This window comes from Nocardioides sp., from assembly GCF_044226765.1.
Taxonomy (GTDB): domain Bacteria; phylum Actinomycetota; class Actinomycetes; order Propionibacteriales; family Nocardioidaceae; genus Nocardioides.
Window position 1 is genome coordinate 445,461 of record NZ_JBGAGJ010000002.1, and the last position, 16,079, is coordinate 461,539.

16 protein-coding genes are annotated in these 16,079 nt (G+C 71.9%); 13 read left to right on the forward strand and 3 right to left on the reverse strand.

Going from position 1 to position 16,079, the window contains the following annotated elements:
- Positions 1-46 precede the first annotated feature (46 nt).
- The 7 genes from sufD (at position 47) to ACILRH_RS07000 (ending at position 5,168) form a co-directional block, all read left to right on the forward strand.
- Entirely contained in the window at positions 47-1,228 is a 1,182-nt protein-coding gene (gene sufD / locus ACILRH_RS06970; protein ID WP_395691855.1) for a Fe-S cluster assembly protein SufD, read from the forward strand.
- Positions 1,228-1,563 carry a non-heme iron oxygenase ferredoxin subunit gene (locus tag ACILRH_RS06975; RefSeq protein WP_395691857.1) on the forward strand — a complete coding sequence of 112 codons (336 nt, stop codon included), beginning with the start codon at positions 1,228-1,230 and terminating at the stop codon, positions 1,561-1,563. Before sufD ends, ACILRH_RS06975 begins: the two co-directional genes overlap by 1 nt.
- Positions 1,560-2,318, forward strand: coding sequence for a Fe-S cluster assembly ATPase SufC (gene sufC, locus ACILRH_RS06980; RefSeq protein WP_395691859.1), 759 nt, complete (start codon positions 1,560-1,562; stop codon positions 2,316-2,318). The genes ACILRH_RS06975 and sufC overlap by 4 nt, the downstream gene beginning before the upstream one ends.
- Before the next feature lies 1 nt (position 2,319).
- Complete coding sequence (locus ACILRH_RS06985) at positions 2,320-3,591, forward strand: cysteine desulfurase (RefSeq protein WP_395691860.1); 1,272 nt, start codon at positions 2,320-2,322, stop codon at positions 3,589-3,591.
- A 4-nt stretch (positions 3,592-3,595) separates the two neighbouring features.
- Entirely contained in the window at positions 3,596-4,048 is a 453-nt protein-coding gene (sufU, locus tag ACILRH_RS06990; protein ID WP_395691862.1) for a Fe-S cluster assembly sulfur transfer protein SufU, read from the forward strand.
- Positions 4,041-4,418: a metal-sulfur cluster assembly factor gene (locus ACILRH_RS06995; protein ID WP_395691863.1), complete on the forward strand. Its 378-nt coding sequence runs from the start codon at positions 4,041-4,043 to the stop codon at positions 4,416-4,418. Before sufU ends, ACILRH_RS06995 begins: the two co-directional genes overlap by 8 nt.
- A 132-nt stretch (positions 4,419-4,550) precedes the next feature.
- The gene (locus tag ACILRH_RS07000; protein WP_395691865.1) at positions 4,551-5,168 is read left to right on the forward strand and encodes an acVLRF1 family peptidyl-tRNA hydrolase; all 618 of its coding nucleotides are present in this window, start codon (positions 4,551-4,553) and stop codon (positions 5,166-5,168) included.
- On the opposite strand, the gene ACILRH_RS07005 is transcribed toward ACILRH_RS07000, so the two are convergent.
- Positions 5,165-5,782, reverse strand: a complete 618-nt coding sequence (locus ACILRH_RS07005; protein WP_395691867.1) for a hypothetical protein — start codon at positions 5,780-5,782, stop codon at positions 5,165-5,167. The genes ACILRH_RS07000 and ACILRH_RS07005 overlap by 4 nt on opposite strands.
- A 264-nt stretch (positions 5,783-6,046) precedes the next feature.
- On the opposite strand from ACILRH_RS07005, the gene ACILRH_RS07010 reads away from it, so the two are divergent.
- Genes ACILRH_RS07010 through ACILRH_RS07020 form a run of 3 tightly spaced genes read left to right on the forward strand, consistent with a single transcriptional unit; the run spans position 6,047 to position 9,460 of the window.
- A complete protein-coding gene (locus tag ACILRH_RS07010; protein WP_395691868.1) occupies positions 6,047-6,973 on the forward strand; it encodes an ATP-binding cassette domain-containing protein in 927 nt (308 codons plus the stop codon).
- Positions 6,970-8,541, forward strand: a complete 1,572-nt coding sequence (locus ACILRH_RS07015) for an ABC transporter permease (RefSeq protein ID WP_395691870.1) — start codon at positions 6,970-6,972, stop codon at positions 8,539-8,541. The genes ACILRH_RS07010 and ACILRH_RS07015 overlap by 4 nt, the downstream gene beginning before the upstream one ends.
- A gap of 10 nt (positions 8,542-8,551) precedes the next feature.
- Entirely contained in the window at positions 8,552-9,460 is a 909-nt protein-coding gene (locus tag ACILRH_RS07020) for a phosphotransferase (RefSeq protein ID WP_395691872.1), read from the forward strand.
- Positions 9,461-9,787: 327 nt separating this feature from the next.
- On the opposite strand, the gene ACILRH_RS07025 is transcribed toward ACILRH_RS07020, so the two are convergent.
- Positions 9,788-10,720 (reverse strand): neutral zinc metallopeptidase, encoded by a 933-nt coding sequence (locus ACILRH_RS07025; RefSeq protein ID WP_395691874.1) that lies wholly within the window; start codon positions 10,718-10,720, stop codon positions 9,788-9,790.
- Positions 10,721-10,786: 66 nt separating this feature from the next.
- On the opposite strand from ACILRH_RS07025, the gene ACILRH_RS07030 reads away from it, so the two are divergent.
- The 3 genes from ACILRH_RS07030 to ACILRH_RS07040 all read left to right on the forward strand — a co-directional run bounded on the left by ACILRH_RS07030 (position 10,787) and on the right by ACILRH_RS07040 (position 15,149).
- A complete protein-coding gene (locus ACILRH_RS07030) occupies positions 10,787-12,385 on the forward strand; it encodes an ABC-F family ATP-binding cassette domain-containing protein (protein WP_395691875.1) in 1,599 nt (532 codons plus the stop codon).
- 22 nt (positions 12,386-12,407) lie between these two features.
- A complete protein-coding gene (locus ACILRH_RS07035) occupies positions 12,408-13,196 on the forward strand; it encodes an enoyl-CoA hydratase/isomerase family protein (protein ID WP_395691877.1) in 789 nt (262 codons plus the stop codon).
- A 72-nt stretch (positions 13,197-13,268) separates the two neighbouring features.
- Positions 13,269-15,149 carry an ABC transporter ATP-binding protein gene (locus tag ACILRH_RS07040; RefSeq protein WP_395692092.1) on the forward strand — a complete coding sequence of 627 codons (1,881 nt, stop codon included), beginning with the start codon at positions 13,269-13,271 and terminating at the stop codon, positions 15,147-15,149.
- Positions 15,150-15,188: 39 nt separating this feature from the next.
- On the opposite strand, the gene ACILRH_RS07045 is transcribed toward ACILRH_RS07040, so the two are convergent.
- Positions 15,189-16,076, reverse strand: a complete 888-nt coding sequence (locus tag ACILRH_RS07045; RefSeq protein ID WP_395691878.1) for an SURF1 family protein — start codon at positions 16,074-16,076, stop codon at positions 15,189-15,191.
- Positions 16,077-16,079: the final 3 nt, after the last annotated feature.

A 16,079-nucleotide genomic window follows, 5' to 3' on the forward strand; every position in this document is an offset into this window, starting at 1 on the left:
GCGCCAGCGAGCGTATCGAGACCCCTGAACGTAGAAAGCAGATGGAGTGACTGTCACTGACACGGCACGCGAGAGCGTGTCGGCCGCCCTGGAGCAGGAGCGGGTGGAGAGCCACCTCAACCCGCCCGCGTCGTACGACCTGGTCGACCACCCGGTGCCGACCGGCCGCGAGGAGATCTGGCGCTTCACGCCGCTCAAGCGGCTGCGCGGCGTCCTCGACGGCGAGGCGTCGGATGCCGGCCTGACCTGGGAGACCGCGCTGCCCGCCGGGGTCACGCTGACCGAGATCGGCGACGCCGAGGCCCGTGAGATCGGCGAGCTCCCCCCCAACGACCGGCCGTCGGCCCTGGCCGCCGCGAACGCGCGGGGGGCGCTGCTGCTCGACGTGCCGGCCGAGGCCGAGGTGGCCGAGCCGATCGTGCTGCGCCTGCACGGTGAGTCGGTCGACGACCTGGTCTGGGGCCGGCTCCTGGTCCGGGTCGGCCGGCACGCCCAGGCGACGGTCGTGATCGTGCACACCGGGTCCGCCCGTTACGCGGCGATCACCACCGTGCTGGTCGGCGACGGCGCGTCGGCGAACGTCCTGTCCCTGCAGGATTGGGACGACGACGCGGTCCACCTGGGCCGCGACGCGATCCGGGTCGGCCGAGACGCCACCGTCAAGCACACCTCGATCTCCTTCGGCGGCGACGTGGTGCGGATGCACGCCAACGTCGAGTACGCCGGGCCCGGCGGCGACGCCGAGCTGCTCGGCCTCTACTTCGCCGACGAGGGCCAGCACCTCGAGCACCGGCTCTTCGCCGACCACAACGCGCCGCGCACCAAGAGCCACGTCGTCTACAAGGGCGCGCTGCAGGGGCAGGGCGCGCACACCGTGTGGATCGGCAACGTGCTGATCCGCAAGGTCGCCGAGGGCATCGAGACCTACGAGGAGAACCGCAACCTGGTCCTCTCCGACGGCTGCCAGGCCGACTCGGTGCCCAACCTCGAGATCGAGACGGGCGAGATCGAGGGTGCGGGCCACGCGTCCGCCACGGCCCGCTTCGACGACGAGCAGCTGTTCTACCTGCGCTCGCGCGGGGTCTCCGAGCAGGAGGCCCACCGCCTGGTCGTGCACGGCTTCTTCAACGACCTGATCCGCAAGGTCGGCATCCCGATGATCGAGGAGCAGCTGCTCTCGACCGTCGAGGCCGAGCTGGCCAAGAACCTGCTGCGCGAGGACGCCTGATGTCCTTCGAGCGGGCGTGTGCGCTGGCCGACGTCCCTGCCGACGAGGCCCTCGGCGTCACGGTCGGGGCGTACGACGTCGCGGTCGCGCGCGACGGTGACGAGGTGTTCGCGATCCAGGACCTCTGCTCCCACGCCGCCGTCGCGCTGAGCGAGGGCGAGGTGGCCGACTGCACCGTGGAGTGCTGGTTGCACGGCTCCCGCTTCGACCTCCGCACCGGCAAGCCCACCGGCCTGCCCGCGACCGAACCGGTCGCCACCTTCCCCGTGGACGTCCGCGACGGCGACGTCTACGTCGACACCACCACCACCCTGAACGGAGTGACCCCCTCATGAGCAAGCTGGAGATCAAGGACCTGCAGGTGTCGGTCGACACCGAGGACGGGCCCAAGGAGATCCTCAAGGGCGTCACGCTGACCATCGGTGACGGCGAGACGCACGCGATCATGGGGCCGAACGGCTCCGGCAAGTCGACGCTGGCCTACTCGATCGCCGGCCACCCGAAGTACACCGTCACCGGTGGCTCGGTCACCCTCGACGGCCAGGACGTCCTCGCGATGTCGGTCGACGAGCGGGCCCGTGCCGGCCTGTTCCTGGCGATGCAGTACCCCGTCGAGGTGCCCGGCGTGTCCGTGGCGAACTTCCTGCGCACCGCCAAGACCGCGATCGACGGTGAGGCGCCGAAGCTGCGCACCTGGGTCAAGGACGTCAACACCGCGCTCGGCAACCTCGACCTGGACCCGACCTTCTCCCAGCGCTCGGTCAACGAGGGCTTCTCCGGTGGTGAGAAGAAGCGCCACGAGATCGCGCAGCTGGAGCTGCTCGACCCGAAGGTCGCGATCCTCGACGAGACCGACTCCGGCCTCGACATCGACGCGCTCAAGGTCGTGTCCGAGGGGGTCAACCGGTTCCGGGCCCAGGAGGGCAAGGGCGTCCTGCTCATCACCCACTACACCCGGATCCTGCGCTACATCCAGCCCGACCACGTGCACGTGTTCGTCAACGGCAAGGTCGCCGAGTCCGGCGGTGCTGAGCTGGCCGACCAGCTCGAGGCCGAGGGGTACGACAAGTACGTCAAGGCCGGCGTCTGACATGACCACCGTGCAGCTGCCCGGACTCCTCCCCGAGCTGGAGGTGATCCGCGCCGACTTCCCGATCCTGTCGCGGACCCTCGCCGGTGGGCAGCCGCTGGTCTACCTCGACAGCGCCAACACCTCGCAGAAGCCCCAGGTCGTCATCGACACGATGGTCGACCACCTCGAGCGGCACAACGCGAACGTCGCCCGCGCGATGCACCAGCTCGGTGCGGAGTCCTCGGAGGCGTTCGAGGCGGCGCGCGACAAGGTGGCGGCGTTCATCGGCGCACCCAGCCGTGACGAGGTGATCTTCACCAAGAACGCCTCCGAGGCGCTCAACCTCGCCGCCAACACGCTGGCCTGGGCCACGGGCGACCTGGCGGTCGGCCCGGGGGACGAGGTCGTCATCACCGAGATGGAGCACCACTCCAACATCGTGCCGTGGCAGCTGCTGACCGAGCGGCGCGGAGCCACGCTGCGCTGGTTCGGGCTCACCGACGACGGCCGGCTCGACCTCTCCGACATCGACACGCTGATCACCGAGCGGACCAAGGTCGTCGCGCTGACCTGGGTGTCGAACATGCTCGGCACGATCAACCCGGTCGCCGAGATCGCCCGGCGCGCCCAAGAGGTCGGCGCGATCGTCGTCGTCGACGCGTCGCAGGCCGCCCCGCAGCTGCCGGTCGACGTGGTCGCCTCCGGGGCGGACCTGCTGGCCTTCACCGGCCACAAGGTGGTCGGACCGACGGGCATCGGCGTGCTCTGGGGGCGCCGCGAGGTGCTCGACCAGCTGCCGCCGTTCCTCGGCGGCGGCGAGATGATCGAGACCGTGCGCATGGAGCGGTCGACGTACGCGCCGATCCCGCACAAGTTCGAGGCCGGCACCCCGCCGATCGCGGAGGCCGTCGGCCTGGGCGCGGCGGTCGACTACCTGTCGCACATCGGGATGGACGCGATCCACCGCCACGAGCAGACGATCACGGCCTACGCCCTGGAGGGACTCGCCACCGTCCCCGGCCTGACCGTGCTCGGCCCGCTCGACGCGGCCGACCGCGGCGGCGCGATCTCGTTCGAGATCGACGGCGTGCACCCGCACGACGTCGCCCAGGTCCTCGACTCCCGCGGCGTCGCGGTGCGTGCGGGCCACCACTGCGCGAAGCCGGCCCACGCGCGGTTCGGCGTGCAGAGCTCGACCCGGATGTCGTCGTACCTCTACACGACGCCGGCCGAGATCGACGCCCTGGTCGACGCCCTGGAATACACCCGCTCCTACTTCAAGTTGGGCTGAGGCGATGACCCAGGACCTCGACAGCCTCTACCAGGAGATCATCCTGGACCACTACAAGCACCCCCACCACGCGGGCCTGCGGGAGCCCTTCGAGGCGGAGGTGCACCACGTCAACCCCACGTGCGGCGACGAGGTGACGCTGCGCGTGCACGTCGCCGACGGCCTGGTCGCGGACGTGTCGTACGACGCCGTCGGGTGCTCGATCTCGCAGGCGTCCGCCTCCGTGCTGACCGACCTGGTGATCGGCAAGCCCGTGGACGAGGCGATGTCGATCCACGAGACGTTCCTGACCCTGATGCAGGGCAAGGGCACCGTCGAGCCGGACGAGGACGTGCTGGAGGACGGCATCGCGTTCGCCGGTGTCGCGAAGTTCCCCGCACGCGTGAAGTGCGCGCTGCTGTCGTGGATGGCCTGGAAGGACGCCACGGCCCGATCCCTGGAGGAGACCCATGGCTGACACCCACCCGATCGACCACGGTGACCTGCCGGAGGTGCCGCAGGCGGCCGGTGGCGTGTCCACGGTCTCCGTCGACGACGTCACCGAGGCCATGAAGGACGTGGTCGACCCCGAGCTCGGCATCAACGTCGTCGACCTGGGACTCGTCTACGGCGTGCACCTCGACGAGAGCACCAACGTCGTCATCGACATGACCCTCACGTCCGCGGCCTGCCCGCTCACCGACGTGATCCAGGACCAGACCAACACCGCCCTCGAGGGCCTGGTCAACGACGTGGCCATCAACTGGGTCTGGATGCCTCCGTGGGGCCCGGACAAGATCACCGACGACGGCCGCGACCAGCTCCGGGCCCTGGGCTTCAACGTCTGAGCCGTCGTCCGCAGCGGAGCTGCGGTCATCCGGGGTTGTCAGGGGATTCATGACGTTGTCAGGGGTTGCAACACCCGACAACGTCCGGAAGAGCCTGACAACCTCCCCGCCGCAGCCTGACAGGATGCCCGCATGCCGACGGTCCTGGTGCCCGCCGACCGGATCGAGCGGTGGGTGGAGAACTTCCGCACGAGCCACGGTGGGGCCAGGCTCTCGGTGCAGGACGGGGCCCTGACCGGTCAGGCGGCGGACGGCAGCACGTTCTCGGCCCGCCTGCCGTTCGACCAGGAGTACGCCGGCGCCGCCGACCCCGCCGCGTTCGCCGGTGCCGTGACGGTCCCGGGGGACTGGGGCCTGCTGCTGGTGCGCAAGGGCGGCTTCGCGGTCGCCCGGCTGCACGGCACGACCGTGGTGGGGAGCAAGGTCGGTCAGCGGCACGTGCAGGGGCGCACGAAGGCGGGCGGCCAGAGCCAGCAGCGGTTCGCGCGGCGCCGCGCCAACCAGGCGCGGCAGGCCTACGAGGCGGCAGCCGAGCACGCGGCGAGGATCCTCGACGGCCTCCGAGGACCCGTCGTCACCGGCGGTGACCGCGCTGCGGTCGACGAGGTGCTGGCCGACCCGCGGCTACGGTCGCTCAGGGTGACCGGGCCCTGGCTCGCCGTACCGGACCCGCGCCGGAGCGTGCTGGACCGGGCCGTCCTCGCCGCGGGCTCGGCCCGCGTCGAGCTCGACAACGCCGGACCGGCCTAGCCGCAGTAGGTGGCGTCCTGGGTGCCGGAGATGCCGTGCCACGCGGGCTGCATCGGCGTCTCCCACGCCTGGGTGGTCGAGGTGAACGCCCGCGGTGTCCGGATCGGGTCACCGGGCGGGTTCGTGGAGCGCGCGTGGACGACCGTGATCCGCAACGTGGCGGAGTCCTGCTCGGTCCCGGCCCAGCAGGCGGAGGCCCTCCGCATGGTCTTCGCCACCCTGTTGGTGACCACGTCGCCGACGTGCTCACCGGCGTAGCGGAACACGACGGTCGGGACGTAGCCGGCGCCACCGTCCCACGGTGCCAGCACCGTGATGCTGAGGCCATGGGTCCGGCTGGTCGGGATCGACCAGGAGGCCCGCCCGTGCCGGACCGTGCGACCCGACGCCTGCCACACGTGGCGGCGACCGTCGAGGGCCTGCGTGAGCCCGATGTGGCACCCGTCGCAGCCGGTGAACCGCAGCGTGAGGTGCGTACGCGGCTGGGCGGCCCGAGCTGTGGGGCCCGTCCCGTCCGAGGCGCTGGCCGAGGTGGTGAGCCCGGTCAGGGCACCCGCCGAGAGTCCAGCGGCGAGGCCTGCGGTGAGCACGGCCGTCAGTACCCGAGAAGTCATGTCCCGTCCTTCGTGGTCGGCCCGGCCGGTCCGGGCGTCACCGGGGGAGACGCGGCGACCGGGACGTTTGGTTGCGGGCGACCACGCCCACGTTCGTGGCGTGACGTCTCCGCTGCTCCGTGCCGACGCCTCCGACGTCGCCCACCGTCGACAGCCGTCTGCACCTAGCCTGACCGCGGTGGTCGAGGACAGGGACCTCCGGCACGTGGTGCTGCACCGATCGCCACTGCCCGGCTGCGGTCCGCCGGGGTTACCGTCGAAGGCGTGACCGGCGATGTCATCGAGATCCGCGGCCTGGTGAAGACGTTCGGCGCGGTGCGCGCCCTCGACGGACTGGACCTCACAGCCAGCTCCGGCGAGGTGCACGGGTTCCTCGGCCCGAACGGCGCGGGCAAGTCGACCACCATCCGCGTGCTGCTCGGGCTCCTGCGCAAGGACGCCGGGCAGGTACGGCTCTTCGGCGGTGACCCGTGGACGGACGCGGCCCAGCTGCACCGTCGGTTGGCGTACGTCCCGGGGGAGGTCAACCTCTGGCCGAACCTGACCGGTGGCGAGGTCATCGACCTGCTCGGCCGCCTGCGCGGCGGCATCGACCAGCGGCGCAGGACCGCGCTGCTCGAGCGGTTCGAGCTGGACCCGACCAAGAAGGGACGCAGCTACTCCAAGGGCAACCGGCAGAAGGTGGCGCTGGTCGCCGCCCTCGCGTCCGACGTCGAGCTGCTGGTGCTCGACGAGCCGACCTCGGGGCTCGACCCGCTGATGGAGGCCACGTTCCGCACGTGCGTCGAGGAGTTCCGCGACGAGGGCCACACGGTGCTGCTGTCCAGCCACATCCTTGCCGAGGTCGAGCACCTCTGTGACCGGGTCAGCATCATGCGGGCCGGCTCGGTCGTCGAGTCGGGAACCCTCGCCGAGCTGCGACACCTGACCCGGACCTCGATCTCCGCCGAGCTCGAGCGTCCCGCGGCGCGGCTCGCCGACCTGCCGGGAGTCCATGACCTCGACGTCGACGGCCACCGGGTCCACCTCGAGGTGGACACCCCGGCCATCGACGCCGTCCTGGACGCGCTGCAGGAAGCGGGTGTGCGCTCGCTCACGACGCAACCGCCCACCCTGGAGGACCTCTTCCTGCGCCACTACGGCGACCGCGCCGAGCCGGGTGCCGCGAGCGGACCCGGAGCGTCCCGGTGACCGGGACGCTCACCTTCCTCCGCGTCTTCCTCCGGCGCGATCGCTGGATCTACCTGGCGTTCGGGATCGGCACCGCCATCTTGTACGTGAGTCAGGGCTGGAGCGTCGACGGGCTCTACGCGACCCAGGCCGAGTTCGACCGGGCGGCCGCCGGGATGGAGAGCAACGCCGCCTTCATCGCCATGGCGGGCCCGGCACGCGCCCTCAACACCACGGGAGGCCAGGTCGCGTGGCAGGCGACGGCGTTCGGCGCGATCGTCGTCGGCCTGATGGCGATGCTCATCGTCGGCCGGCACACCAGGACCGAGGAGGAGACCGGGCGTGACGAGCTGCTGCGCGCCGCGCCCGTCGGGCGCTACGCGACGACCACGGCGGCCCTGGCCGACGCGGCCCTGGCCAGCCTCGTCGTGGGTGCGTTGGTCGCGGCCAGCCTGGTCGGCTACGGGTTGGCGGTGGCCGACTCGGTCGGCTTGGGCGTCGGGGCCGCCCTGTCCGGGTGGTTCTTCGCCGGCACGACGCTGGTGGCGGCCCAGCTGACCAGCAGTGCGCGCGGGACCTACGGCCTCACCGGGGCGGTGATCGGGCTGTCGTACGGGCTGCGCGCCATCGGAGACGTCAGCGCGCCGGCCCTGAGCTGGGTGTCGCCGATCGGCTGGTACCAGGGCATGCACGCGTTCTCGGGACTGCGGTGGTGGCCGGCCCTGCTGCTGGCGCTGGGCGCCGTCGCCCTGGCGGCTGCGGGGTACGCCGTCTTCGACCGGCGCGACTTCGGCGCGGGGGTGCTCGCTGCACGTCCCGGTCCCGTGCACGCCGGGCGAGGGCTGCGCAGCGGGATCGGGCTCGCCTGGCGACTCCAGCGGCCGGCGTTCCTGGGCTGGGCGTTCGGCCTGGCGGTCGCGGGGCTGTCCTTCGGTGTGATGGGGAACGACGTCGACGCGCTCGTCGGTGACTCGAACCTCAGCGACGAGATGATCCGATCGCTCGGCGGCAGCGTGGTGGACGCGTTCTACGCGATGCTGATCGCGATGCTCGCCGCCCTGGCGGGTGGATACGCCATCTCCTCGGCGCTGCGCCCCGCCGGCGAGGAGGACGCGGGCCGGGTCGAGCCGCTGCTGGCCACCGCCCTGCCCCGCTCCCGGTGGTTGGGCGGGCACGTGGTGATCACCGTCGCGGGCACCGTGGTCGTGCTGCTCCTGGCCGGGCTGGGCCTGGGCGTGAGCTACGCCCTGGTCACCGGCGACGGAGGCGCCGTGGGCCGGATGGTCCTCGACATGGCGTCGTACCTGCCTGCGGTCCTCGTCCTCAGCGCACTCGCCCGGCTGCTGCACGGCCTGGTGCCTCGGGCGGCGCGGGCGGCCTGGGTCGGGCTGCTGCTGGTGTGGGTGGTGATGATGTTCGGTGAGGTGCTGCGGCTGCCGCGGTGGCTCCGGGACCTGTCGCCGTTCGAGCACCTCGCCAAGGTGCCGGCCGAGAGCTTCGCGTGGGCGCCGTTCGTCGCGCTGAGCGTGCTCGCGGTCCTCCTGAGTGTCGCGGGTCAGGTCGCGTTCCGGAGGCGCGACGTGCACTAGCGTCTGCCCCATGTGGCAGCCCCAGCCCGGCTGGCACCTGCTCGCACGCGGGTCCGGCGGGTCCACGGTCGGTGTCTGGCGCACCGTGCTCGGCGACCAGGCCGTGGTCGTCAAGCGGATCGCCGCACCGGTCGAGGGCGATCCCGCCGAGCTGTCCGAACCCCGCCACTTCGCCTACTGGCGCCGACCCGCCGACGTGGTGACCGCCGGCGTCGTGGTCGCCACGCCCGGCCTCCGCGCGCCCGGGATGGCCGCCGTCGAGGAGGACGACGAAGGCATCACGATCACCGAGGAGTGGGTGGAGGACGCCGCGACGAGCGGGTTGTTCGTCGCGCACGCCCTGGGCCGGTTCGGCGGCTGCCACCTGGCGCCCGCCCCGTGGCTCGCACGCAACCACCTGCGCGACCGGGTCGCGCGGGTCGAGCGGCACGGCGGCTGGAAGACCCTGGCGCGGACCACCGTCGCCGACGTCGCCGACGTGCTCTGGGCGCGCCGCGCCGAGCTGCTCTCCGCCGCCGACGCCCTGGTGCAGGTGCCGGTGCACGGCGATGCCGTGCCGGCCAACCTTCCCGGACGCGACGCCGACGAGGTGGTCGCTGTCGACTGGGCGATGCTGGGCACCGGACCGGTCGGCTCCGACCTCGGCTTCTTCGCCCTCGCGGCCCGCGAGGAGCTGGAACCGCTCGTCGACGCCTACCTGATGGGTCTGCCCGACGGCCTGGCCACCCGCGCGGAGGTCACCCTCGGCGCCCGCGTGACCGCGGTCTACACGGTGCTCAACCGTGCCGAGTGGGCGCTGGCCCGGGTCGCCGGCGGCGAGGGCGCCCTGGCCGGCAAGTACCGCCACCCCTCCGTCGCCCCCCACCTCCGCGCCCTCCAGCGGCAGTTCCCGCACATCGAGGCCCTGGTCGACAGCTGACCTCCCCGGCGCGGACGTGTCCCCAGGGGTTCTGGGTGTCGTCCACAGGCAGGTTTGGTCACCAACCGCATGCTGATGGCCTGAAATCGTGCGGTTGGTGACCAATCGTGGGGATGACCCCCAGCGGCCGGAAGCTGTGGACGGGAGGTGGGCCGCCCGAACCACTCGAGGGGTCCTCGGCGTCGTCCACATGCAGGTTTGGTCACCAACCGCATGCTGTGGGCCCGAAATCGTGCGGTTGGTGACCAAACGTGGGGATGACCCCCGCCGGCCGGAAGCTGGGGACGGGAGGTGGGCCGCGGGGCGTGGCGCCGGGCCGGGCGGGGGTCAGACGGCGCCGGGGGCGAAGGTGTCGCAGTCGGCGAGGGAGCCGGCGCGGTAGCCGGTGAGGAACCAGGCGACCCGCTCCTTCGACGACCCGTGCGTCCACGAGTCGGGGTTCACCCCGCCGCCGGACTGCTGCTGGATCCGGTCGTCGCCGACCGCGGTGGCGGCGTCGATGGCCTGCTGGACGTCCTGCTTGGTCAGGTCGGAGATGAGCACGACGCCCTGGGCGTCCTTCGTCGTGGTGGCCGAGCGCGCCCACATGCCGGCGTAGCAGTCGGCCTGCAGCTCCAGCTTGACGCTGTCGCTGTGCGGGCCCTGCTGCGTCTTGACCCGGCCCATGGTGCCGAGCAGGTTCTGGATGTGGTGCCCGAACTCGTGGGCCAGCACGTACGGCTCGACGAAGGCACCGCTGGGTCCGCGGAGCTGGCCCTGCAGCACGTCCTGGAAGAAGGTCGTGTCCAGGTAGATCGTCTGGTCGGTCGGGCAGTAGAACGGGCCGACGTCGGAGGAGGCCTGGCCGCAGCCGGTCGAGATGCCGCCGGTGAAGGTCTCGACCTTCTGCTCGGGGCGGAACGTCGCGTCCGACTGGTCCGGCAGCGTCGCCGACCAGTAGTCGACCAGCGAGTTCTCGACGGCGACCCGCGCACAGTCGGGAGACGAGTTGGCGTCAGCGCCGGTCTGGCAGCTGTCGTAGCGCCCGGTGTCCGACATCCGGCTGGAGTCGTAGCCGTCGCTGGAGGACCCGCCCGGCAGGCCGCCGCCGAGCCACATGGTGAGGCCGACGATGATCACCAGGACGATCAGCCCGCCGATGCCGCCCCCGGCGAGCCCGCCCGGGATGGGGAGGCCGCCGCCACCACCCATCCGCGCCCCCGAGCGCCCGGCGTCGCCCATCCGGCCCGTGTCGAGCCGCGCCCTGGGGTTGAACCGCATGCCTTCTCCTGGAGGTCGCCGCCGATGTCAGTCAGGACCGTACCCACATCTAGACTTACTGCCCTCATGATCACCACCCACCAGCTCGAGGTCCGGGCCGGTGCGCGTCTGCTCATGGAGGACGTCAGCTTCCGCGTCGGCCCCGGCGACAAGGTGGGTCTGGTCGGCCGCAACGGCGCCGGCAAGACCACCCTCACCAAGATCCTGGCCGGCGAGGCGCTGCCCGCCTCCGGCACCGTGCACGCCACCGGCGACGTCGGCTACCTGCCGCAGGACCCGCGCACGGGCGACCCCGAGGTCCTCGCCCGCGACCGGATCCTGTCCGCGCGCGGACTCGACGACGCCGTACGCCGGCTGCGGCGCGCCGAGGTGGACATGGCCAGCGAGGACCCGACCGAGCGGGAGCGGGCGATGCGGCGCTACGAGCGGGCCGACGCGGAGCTGCACGCCGGGGGCGGCTACGCGGCCGAGGCCGAGGCGGCGCAGATCGCCCAGAGCCTGGGCATCGAGGAGCGCATCCTCCACCAGCCCCTGAAGACGCTCTCCGGAGGCCAGCGACGGCGCGTGGAGCTCGCCCGGATCCTCTTCTCCGGGGCCGACACGCTGCTCCTCGACGAGCCCACCAACCATCTCGACGCGGACTCGATCGTGTGGCTGCGCGAGTTCCTCAAGGCGCACAAGGGTGGCCTGATCGTGATCAGCCACGACACCGGGCTGCTGGAGGCGACCGTCAACAAGGTCCTCCACCTGGACGCCAACCGGGCCGAGATCGACGTCTACAACATGGGCTGGACGGCGTACCTGCGCCAGCGCGAGACCGACGAGAAGCGCCGCAAGCGCGAGCGCATGAACGCCGAGAACAAGGCGAGGACGCTCACCGACCAGGCCAACAAGATGCGCGCCAAGGCCAGCAAGGCGCAGGCGGCGCAGTCGATGCTGAAGCGGGCCGAGAAGCTCCTCGCCGGTGTCGAGGGCGAGCGGCAGGCCGACCGGGTGGCCAAGATCGCGTTCCCGAAGCCGGCGCCCTGCGGCAAGACCCCGCTCACGGCGTACGAGCTGTCGAAGTCCTACGGCTCCTTGGAGGTCTTCACCGACGTCGACCTGGCGATCGACAAGGGCTCGCGGGTGGTCATCCTCGGGCTCAACGGTGCCGGCAAGACCACCCTGCTGCGGATCCTCGCCGGGCTCGACCGGCCCGACACCGGCCGCGTCGAGCCGGGCCACGGCCTCAAGCTCGGCTACTACGCCCAGGAGCACGAGACGCTCGACGTCGAGCGGACGGTGTTGGAGAACATGCAGAGCGCCGCGCCGCAGCTGACCGACACGGAGGCGCGCTCGGTGCTCGGGTCGTTCCTCTTCTCCGGCGAGGACGCCCACAAGCCGGCCAAGGTCCTCTCCGGCGGTGAGAAGACGCGGCTGGCGCTGGCCAGCCTGGTCGTCTCGAGCGCGAACGTCCTGCTCCTCGACGAGCCCACCAACAACCTCGACCCGGCCTCGCGGGAGGAGGTGCTCGCCGCGATCCGCACCTACGAGGGCGCGATCGTGCTGGTCACCCACGACGAGGGCGCCGTCCTGGCGCTCGAGCCCGACCGCGTGCTGATCCTCCCGGACGGCGTCGAGGACCTCTGGAACCCCGAGTACGCCGACCTCGTGTCCCTCGCCTGAGCGGCCCCTCTACCCTGCGGACATGGACGCAGAGACCCTGGAGCAGGCCGGGCTGAGGTACGCCGTGGACGGGCCGGTGGCCACGATCACGCTGCACCGGCCCGAGGTACGCAACGCACAGACACCCACGATGTGGCGGGCACTGGCCGCACTCGGGGCGGAGATCCCGGGCGATGTCCGGGTCGTCGTGGTGCAGGGATCCGGGCACTCCTTCTCCGCCGGGCTCGACCGCTCCATGCTCGATCCGACCAACACGTCGGGGGAGGAGTCGGTCGCGGGTCTGCTGTCGCTGTCCGACGAGGAGCTGTCCACGACCATCGACGCCTACCAGCGCGGCTTCACCTTCCTGCGCGACCCGCGGTTCGTGTCGATCGCGGCCGTGCAGGGTTACGCGATCGGCGCCGGCTTCCAGCTCGCCCTGTCCTGCGACCTGCGGGTGGCGGCCGAGGACGCGCAGTTCTGCATGAAGGAGTCCGCCCTCGGGCTCGTGCCGGACCTGACGGGAACAAAGCCGCTGGTCGAGTGCGTTGGCTACGCCAGGGCGTTGGAGATCTGCGCGACCGCCCGCATGGTGGGCGCCGCGGAGGCCGTCGACATCGGGCTCGCGCTGGCCGCCGTACCGGCCGACCAGCTCGGGGCGGCGGTCGCGGACCTCACCGCCGCCCTCACCGCACCGATGGCCGGGGCGGTGCGCGAGACCAAGGAGCTGCTCCAAGGCGCCGCCGACCGCAGCCTGGACGACCAGCGGCGCCTGGAGCGTGAGGCCCAGACGCGGCGGTTCCGGGAGCTGGCGGCGCTGATGCAGGGCTGACGACGCGGGGCTGATGACGCGGGGCTGAGGGGCTCGGGCCCCGGACGAGGAGGACCAGTGGCGCACACGGGGATGGGCATCGGACCGGCGTTCCGCTCGCTGCGCACCGACCGCAGCGCCGCTCAGCAGAAGCTCGCGCGCGGCACGCTGCGCCGCGTGATCGCCTACGCCTCCCCGCACCGGATGCTGATCGCGCTGTTCCTCGCGTTCACCGTGGTGGACGCCGGCCTCGTGGTCGTGTCGCCGTTGCTGGTCAAGAACATGGTCGACAACGGCATCCTGGCGGGCAACGCGCAGCTTGTGACCGAGCTGGCGCTGCTGATGGCGGCGGTCGCGATCTTCGACGCGCTGCTGTCGGTGCTCACGGGCTACCTCTCGTCCCGCATCGGTGAGGGCCTGATCTACGACCTGCGGACCGAGGTCTTCGGTCACGTCCAGCGTCAGTCGCTCGCGTTCTTCACCCGCACCCAGACCGGTGCGCTCGTCTCCCGACTCAACAACGACGTGATCGGGGCGCAGCGCGCCTTCACCACCACCTTGTCGGGCACGGTGTCCAACGCGATCTCGGTCGTGGTCGTCGGTATCGCGATGCTGGTGCTGAGCTGGCAGATCACCCTGCTGTGCCTGCTGCTCTTCCCGATCCTCTACCTCTGCTCGCGCTGGGTCGGCAACCGGCTGGCCGGGCTGACGCGCGACCAGATGAACGGCAACGCCGACATGGGCAACACCATGACCGAGCGCTTCAACGTCGGTGGGGCGATGCTGCTCAAGCTCTTCGGTCGTCGCGACGAGGAGGACCGGGTCTTCGCCTCGAAGGCGTCGGTGGTCCGCGACCTCGGCGTCCGCATCTCGCTCGTGCAGCGGGTGTTCATGGCGGCCATGCTCGTGGTGCCGGCACTGGCGACCGCGGTCGTGTACGGCGTCGGCGGCCACCTCGTGATCAGCGGGGCACTGGAGCTCGGCACGGTGCTGGCGCTCGCGACGCTGCTCGTGCGCCTGCTCGGCCCGCTGCAGGGCCTCTCGAACGTGCGCATCGACGTGATGACCGCCCTCGTCAGCTTCGAGCGGGTCTTCGAGGTGCTCGACCTGCCGTCGCTGATCGTCGAGAGGCCCGACGCCGTCGCGTTGCCGCCGACCGCGTCGCGGCTGGAGTTCGACCACGTCGCGTTCGGCTACCCGCGGGCCGACGAGATCTCCCTCGCGTCACTGGAGTCGATCGCCCGCACCGAGAGCCGCGACTCGGGCCAGGTGCTGGCCGACATCACCTTCACCGCCGAGCCCGGGCAGATGGTCGCGCTGGTCGGTCCGTCGGGCGCGGGGAAGACCACGGTCACCCACCTGGTCGCCCGGTTGTACGACGTGGGCGCCGGTGCGGTGCGCGTCGGCGGCCACGACGTCCGCGACGTGACGCTGCAGTCGCTGGAGGACGTGGTCGGCTACGTCACCCAGGACGCCCACATGTTCCACGACACCATCCGCGGCAACCTGCTCTACGCCCGGCCCGGGGCCTCGGACGACGAGGTCTGGGCGGCGCTCGACGCGGCGCAGATCGCCGGTCTGGTCCGCAGCCTGCCCGACGGCCTGGACACGGTCGTCGGCGACCGGGGCTACCGGCTCTCCGGCGGTGAGCGGCAGCGTCTGGCGATCGCCCGGCTGCTGCTGAAGGCGCCGGCGATCGTCGTGCTCGACGAGGCCACCGCCCACCTCGACAGCGAGTCGGAGGTCGCCGTGCAGCGAGCGCTGGACAACGCGCTCGCCGGACGGACGTCGCTGGTCATCGCGCACCGGTTGTCCACGGTGCGCGAGGCCGACCAGATCCTCGTGGTCGACCAGGGACGGGTCGTCCAGCGGGGGACCCACCTCGAGCTGCTGGCCCAGGGTGGGCTCTACGCCGACCTCTACCGCACGCAGTTCCAGGAGACCGGCAGCCCCGGCGAACGCACCCCCGTCTGACCCGGCGGTGGCGCGAGCGCTCGGACCCGTGGGAGCGGCTCAGGAGCTGCTGCGCTCGTCCTGTCGTTCCTCGCGCTCGCGCCGCTCCGCCTCGTAGGCGCGCTGGTAGGCCGCCCGCACGGCCTGCTTCTTCGCGTTCTTCGCGGCCCGCTTGCGCTTGCGATCCGCGAGGACCTCCTCCCGGGTCGAGTCGGCGCCGGTCGCGCGGCTGCGCCACTCGTCGAAGGCCAGGTAGCAGAACCCGACCACGGCGAGGACCCCGAAGAACCACCACTGGATCCCGTAGAAGAAGTGGGGTCCGTTGTCGAGCTCGGGCAGCTCGACCGGCTCCAGCCCGTCGGCCGGCCGACCGTCCTCGGCCTTGAGCTCGACGAACCCGCCGAAGACCGGCCGGCCCAGGGCCGGACCGATCGTGGCGCTCGAGATCGCCCGGGTGGAGCCGTCGCTGACCGCGGTGCTGTCGCCGGTCGCGTCCGCACGGACCCAGCCCTCCACCGTGACCTCGCCGCCGGGTGGGGACGGCACGTCGCCGGCATCGGCGCCCTGGTTGTCGGTGGCCAGCCAGCCGCGATCGACCAGGAGCGCCGTCCCGTCGGCGGTGACCAGGGGCACGACCGCGTCGACCCCGGACCGGCCGTCGCGGGTGCGGTAGCGCACGATCACGGTGTCGTCGGCGGCGTACGCCCCGGTGGCGGTGACCAGGCGCCACTCGTCCGAGGCCGCCACACCTTCACCGCGGGCGAGCACCTCGGTGACCGGGGTGGGGGCTCGGTCCTCGTTGGTGCGCACGACCGCGTTGCTGGCCTTGCGGTCAGCGAGCCGGTGGAACTGCCACTGGCCCAGCCACCAGGTCGCGTAGCAGAGCAGGACGACGACGAGCGCGAAGAGCACCCACCGTCGGCTCAGCAGGAAGGCCCACGACCGCACCCC

Bases quoted from the DNA above. Each gene is read 5' to 3' on its own strand.
- ACILRH_RS07000 (WP_395691865.1), top strand. From the start codon at position 4,551: ATGCCGACGGTCCTGGTGCCCGCCGACCGGATCGAGCGGTGGGTGGAG.
- ACILRH_RS06985 (WP_395691860.1), top strand. From the start codon at position 2,320: ATGACCACCGTGCAGCTGCCCGGACTCCTCCCCGAGCTGGAGGTGATC.
- ACILRH_RS06995 (WP_395691863.1), top strand. From the start codon at position 4,041: ATGGCTGACACCCACCCGATCGACCACGGTGACCTGCCGGAGGTGCCG.
- ACILRH_RS07035 (WP_395691877.1), top strand. From the start codon at position 12,408: ATGGACGCAGAGACCCTGGAGCAGGCCGGGCTGAGGTACGCCGTGGAC.
- ACILRH_RS07025 (WP_395691874.1), bottom strand. From the start codon at position 10,720: ATGCGGTTCAACCCCAGGGCGCGGCTCGACACGGGCCGGATGGGCGAC.
- ACILRH_RS07030 (WP_395691875.1), top strand. From the start codon at position 10,787: ATGATCACCACCCACCAGCTCGAGGTCCGGGCCGGTGCGCGTCTGCTC.
- ACILRH_RS07020 (WP_395691872.1), top strand. From the start codon at position 8,552: ATGTGGCAGCCCCAGCCCGGCTGGCACCTGCTCGCACGCGGGTCCGGC.
- ACILRH_RS07005 (WP_395691867.1), bottom strand. From the start codon at position 5,782: ATGACTTCTCGGGTACTGACGGCCGTGCTCACCGCAGGCCTCGCCGCT.
- ACILRH_RS07040 (WP_395692092.1), top strand. From the start codon at position 13,269: ATGGGCATCGGACCGGCGTTCCGCTCGCTGCGCACCGACCGCAGCGCC.
- sufU (WP_395691862.1), top strand. From the start codon at position 3,596: ATGACCCAGGACCTCGACAGCCTCTACCAGGAGATCATCCTGGACCAC.
- sufC (WP_395691859.1), top strand. From the start codon at position 1,560: ATGAGCAAGCTGGAGATCAAGGACCTGCAGGTGTCGGTCGACACCGAG.
- ACILRH_RS06975 (WP_395691857.1), top strand. From the start codon at position 1,228: ATGTCCTTCGAGCGGGCGTGTGCGCTGGCCGACGTCCCTGCCGACGAG.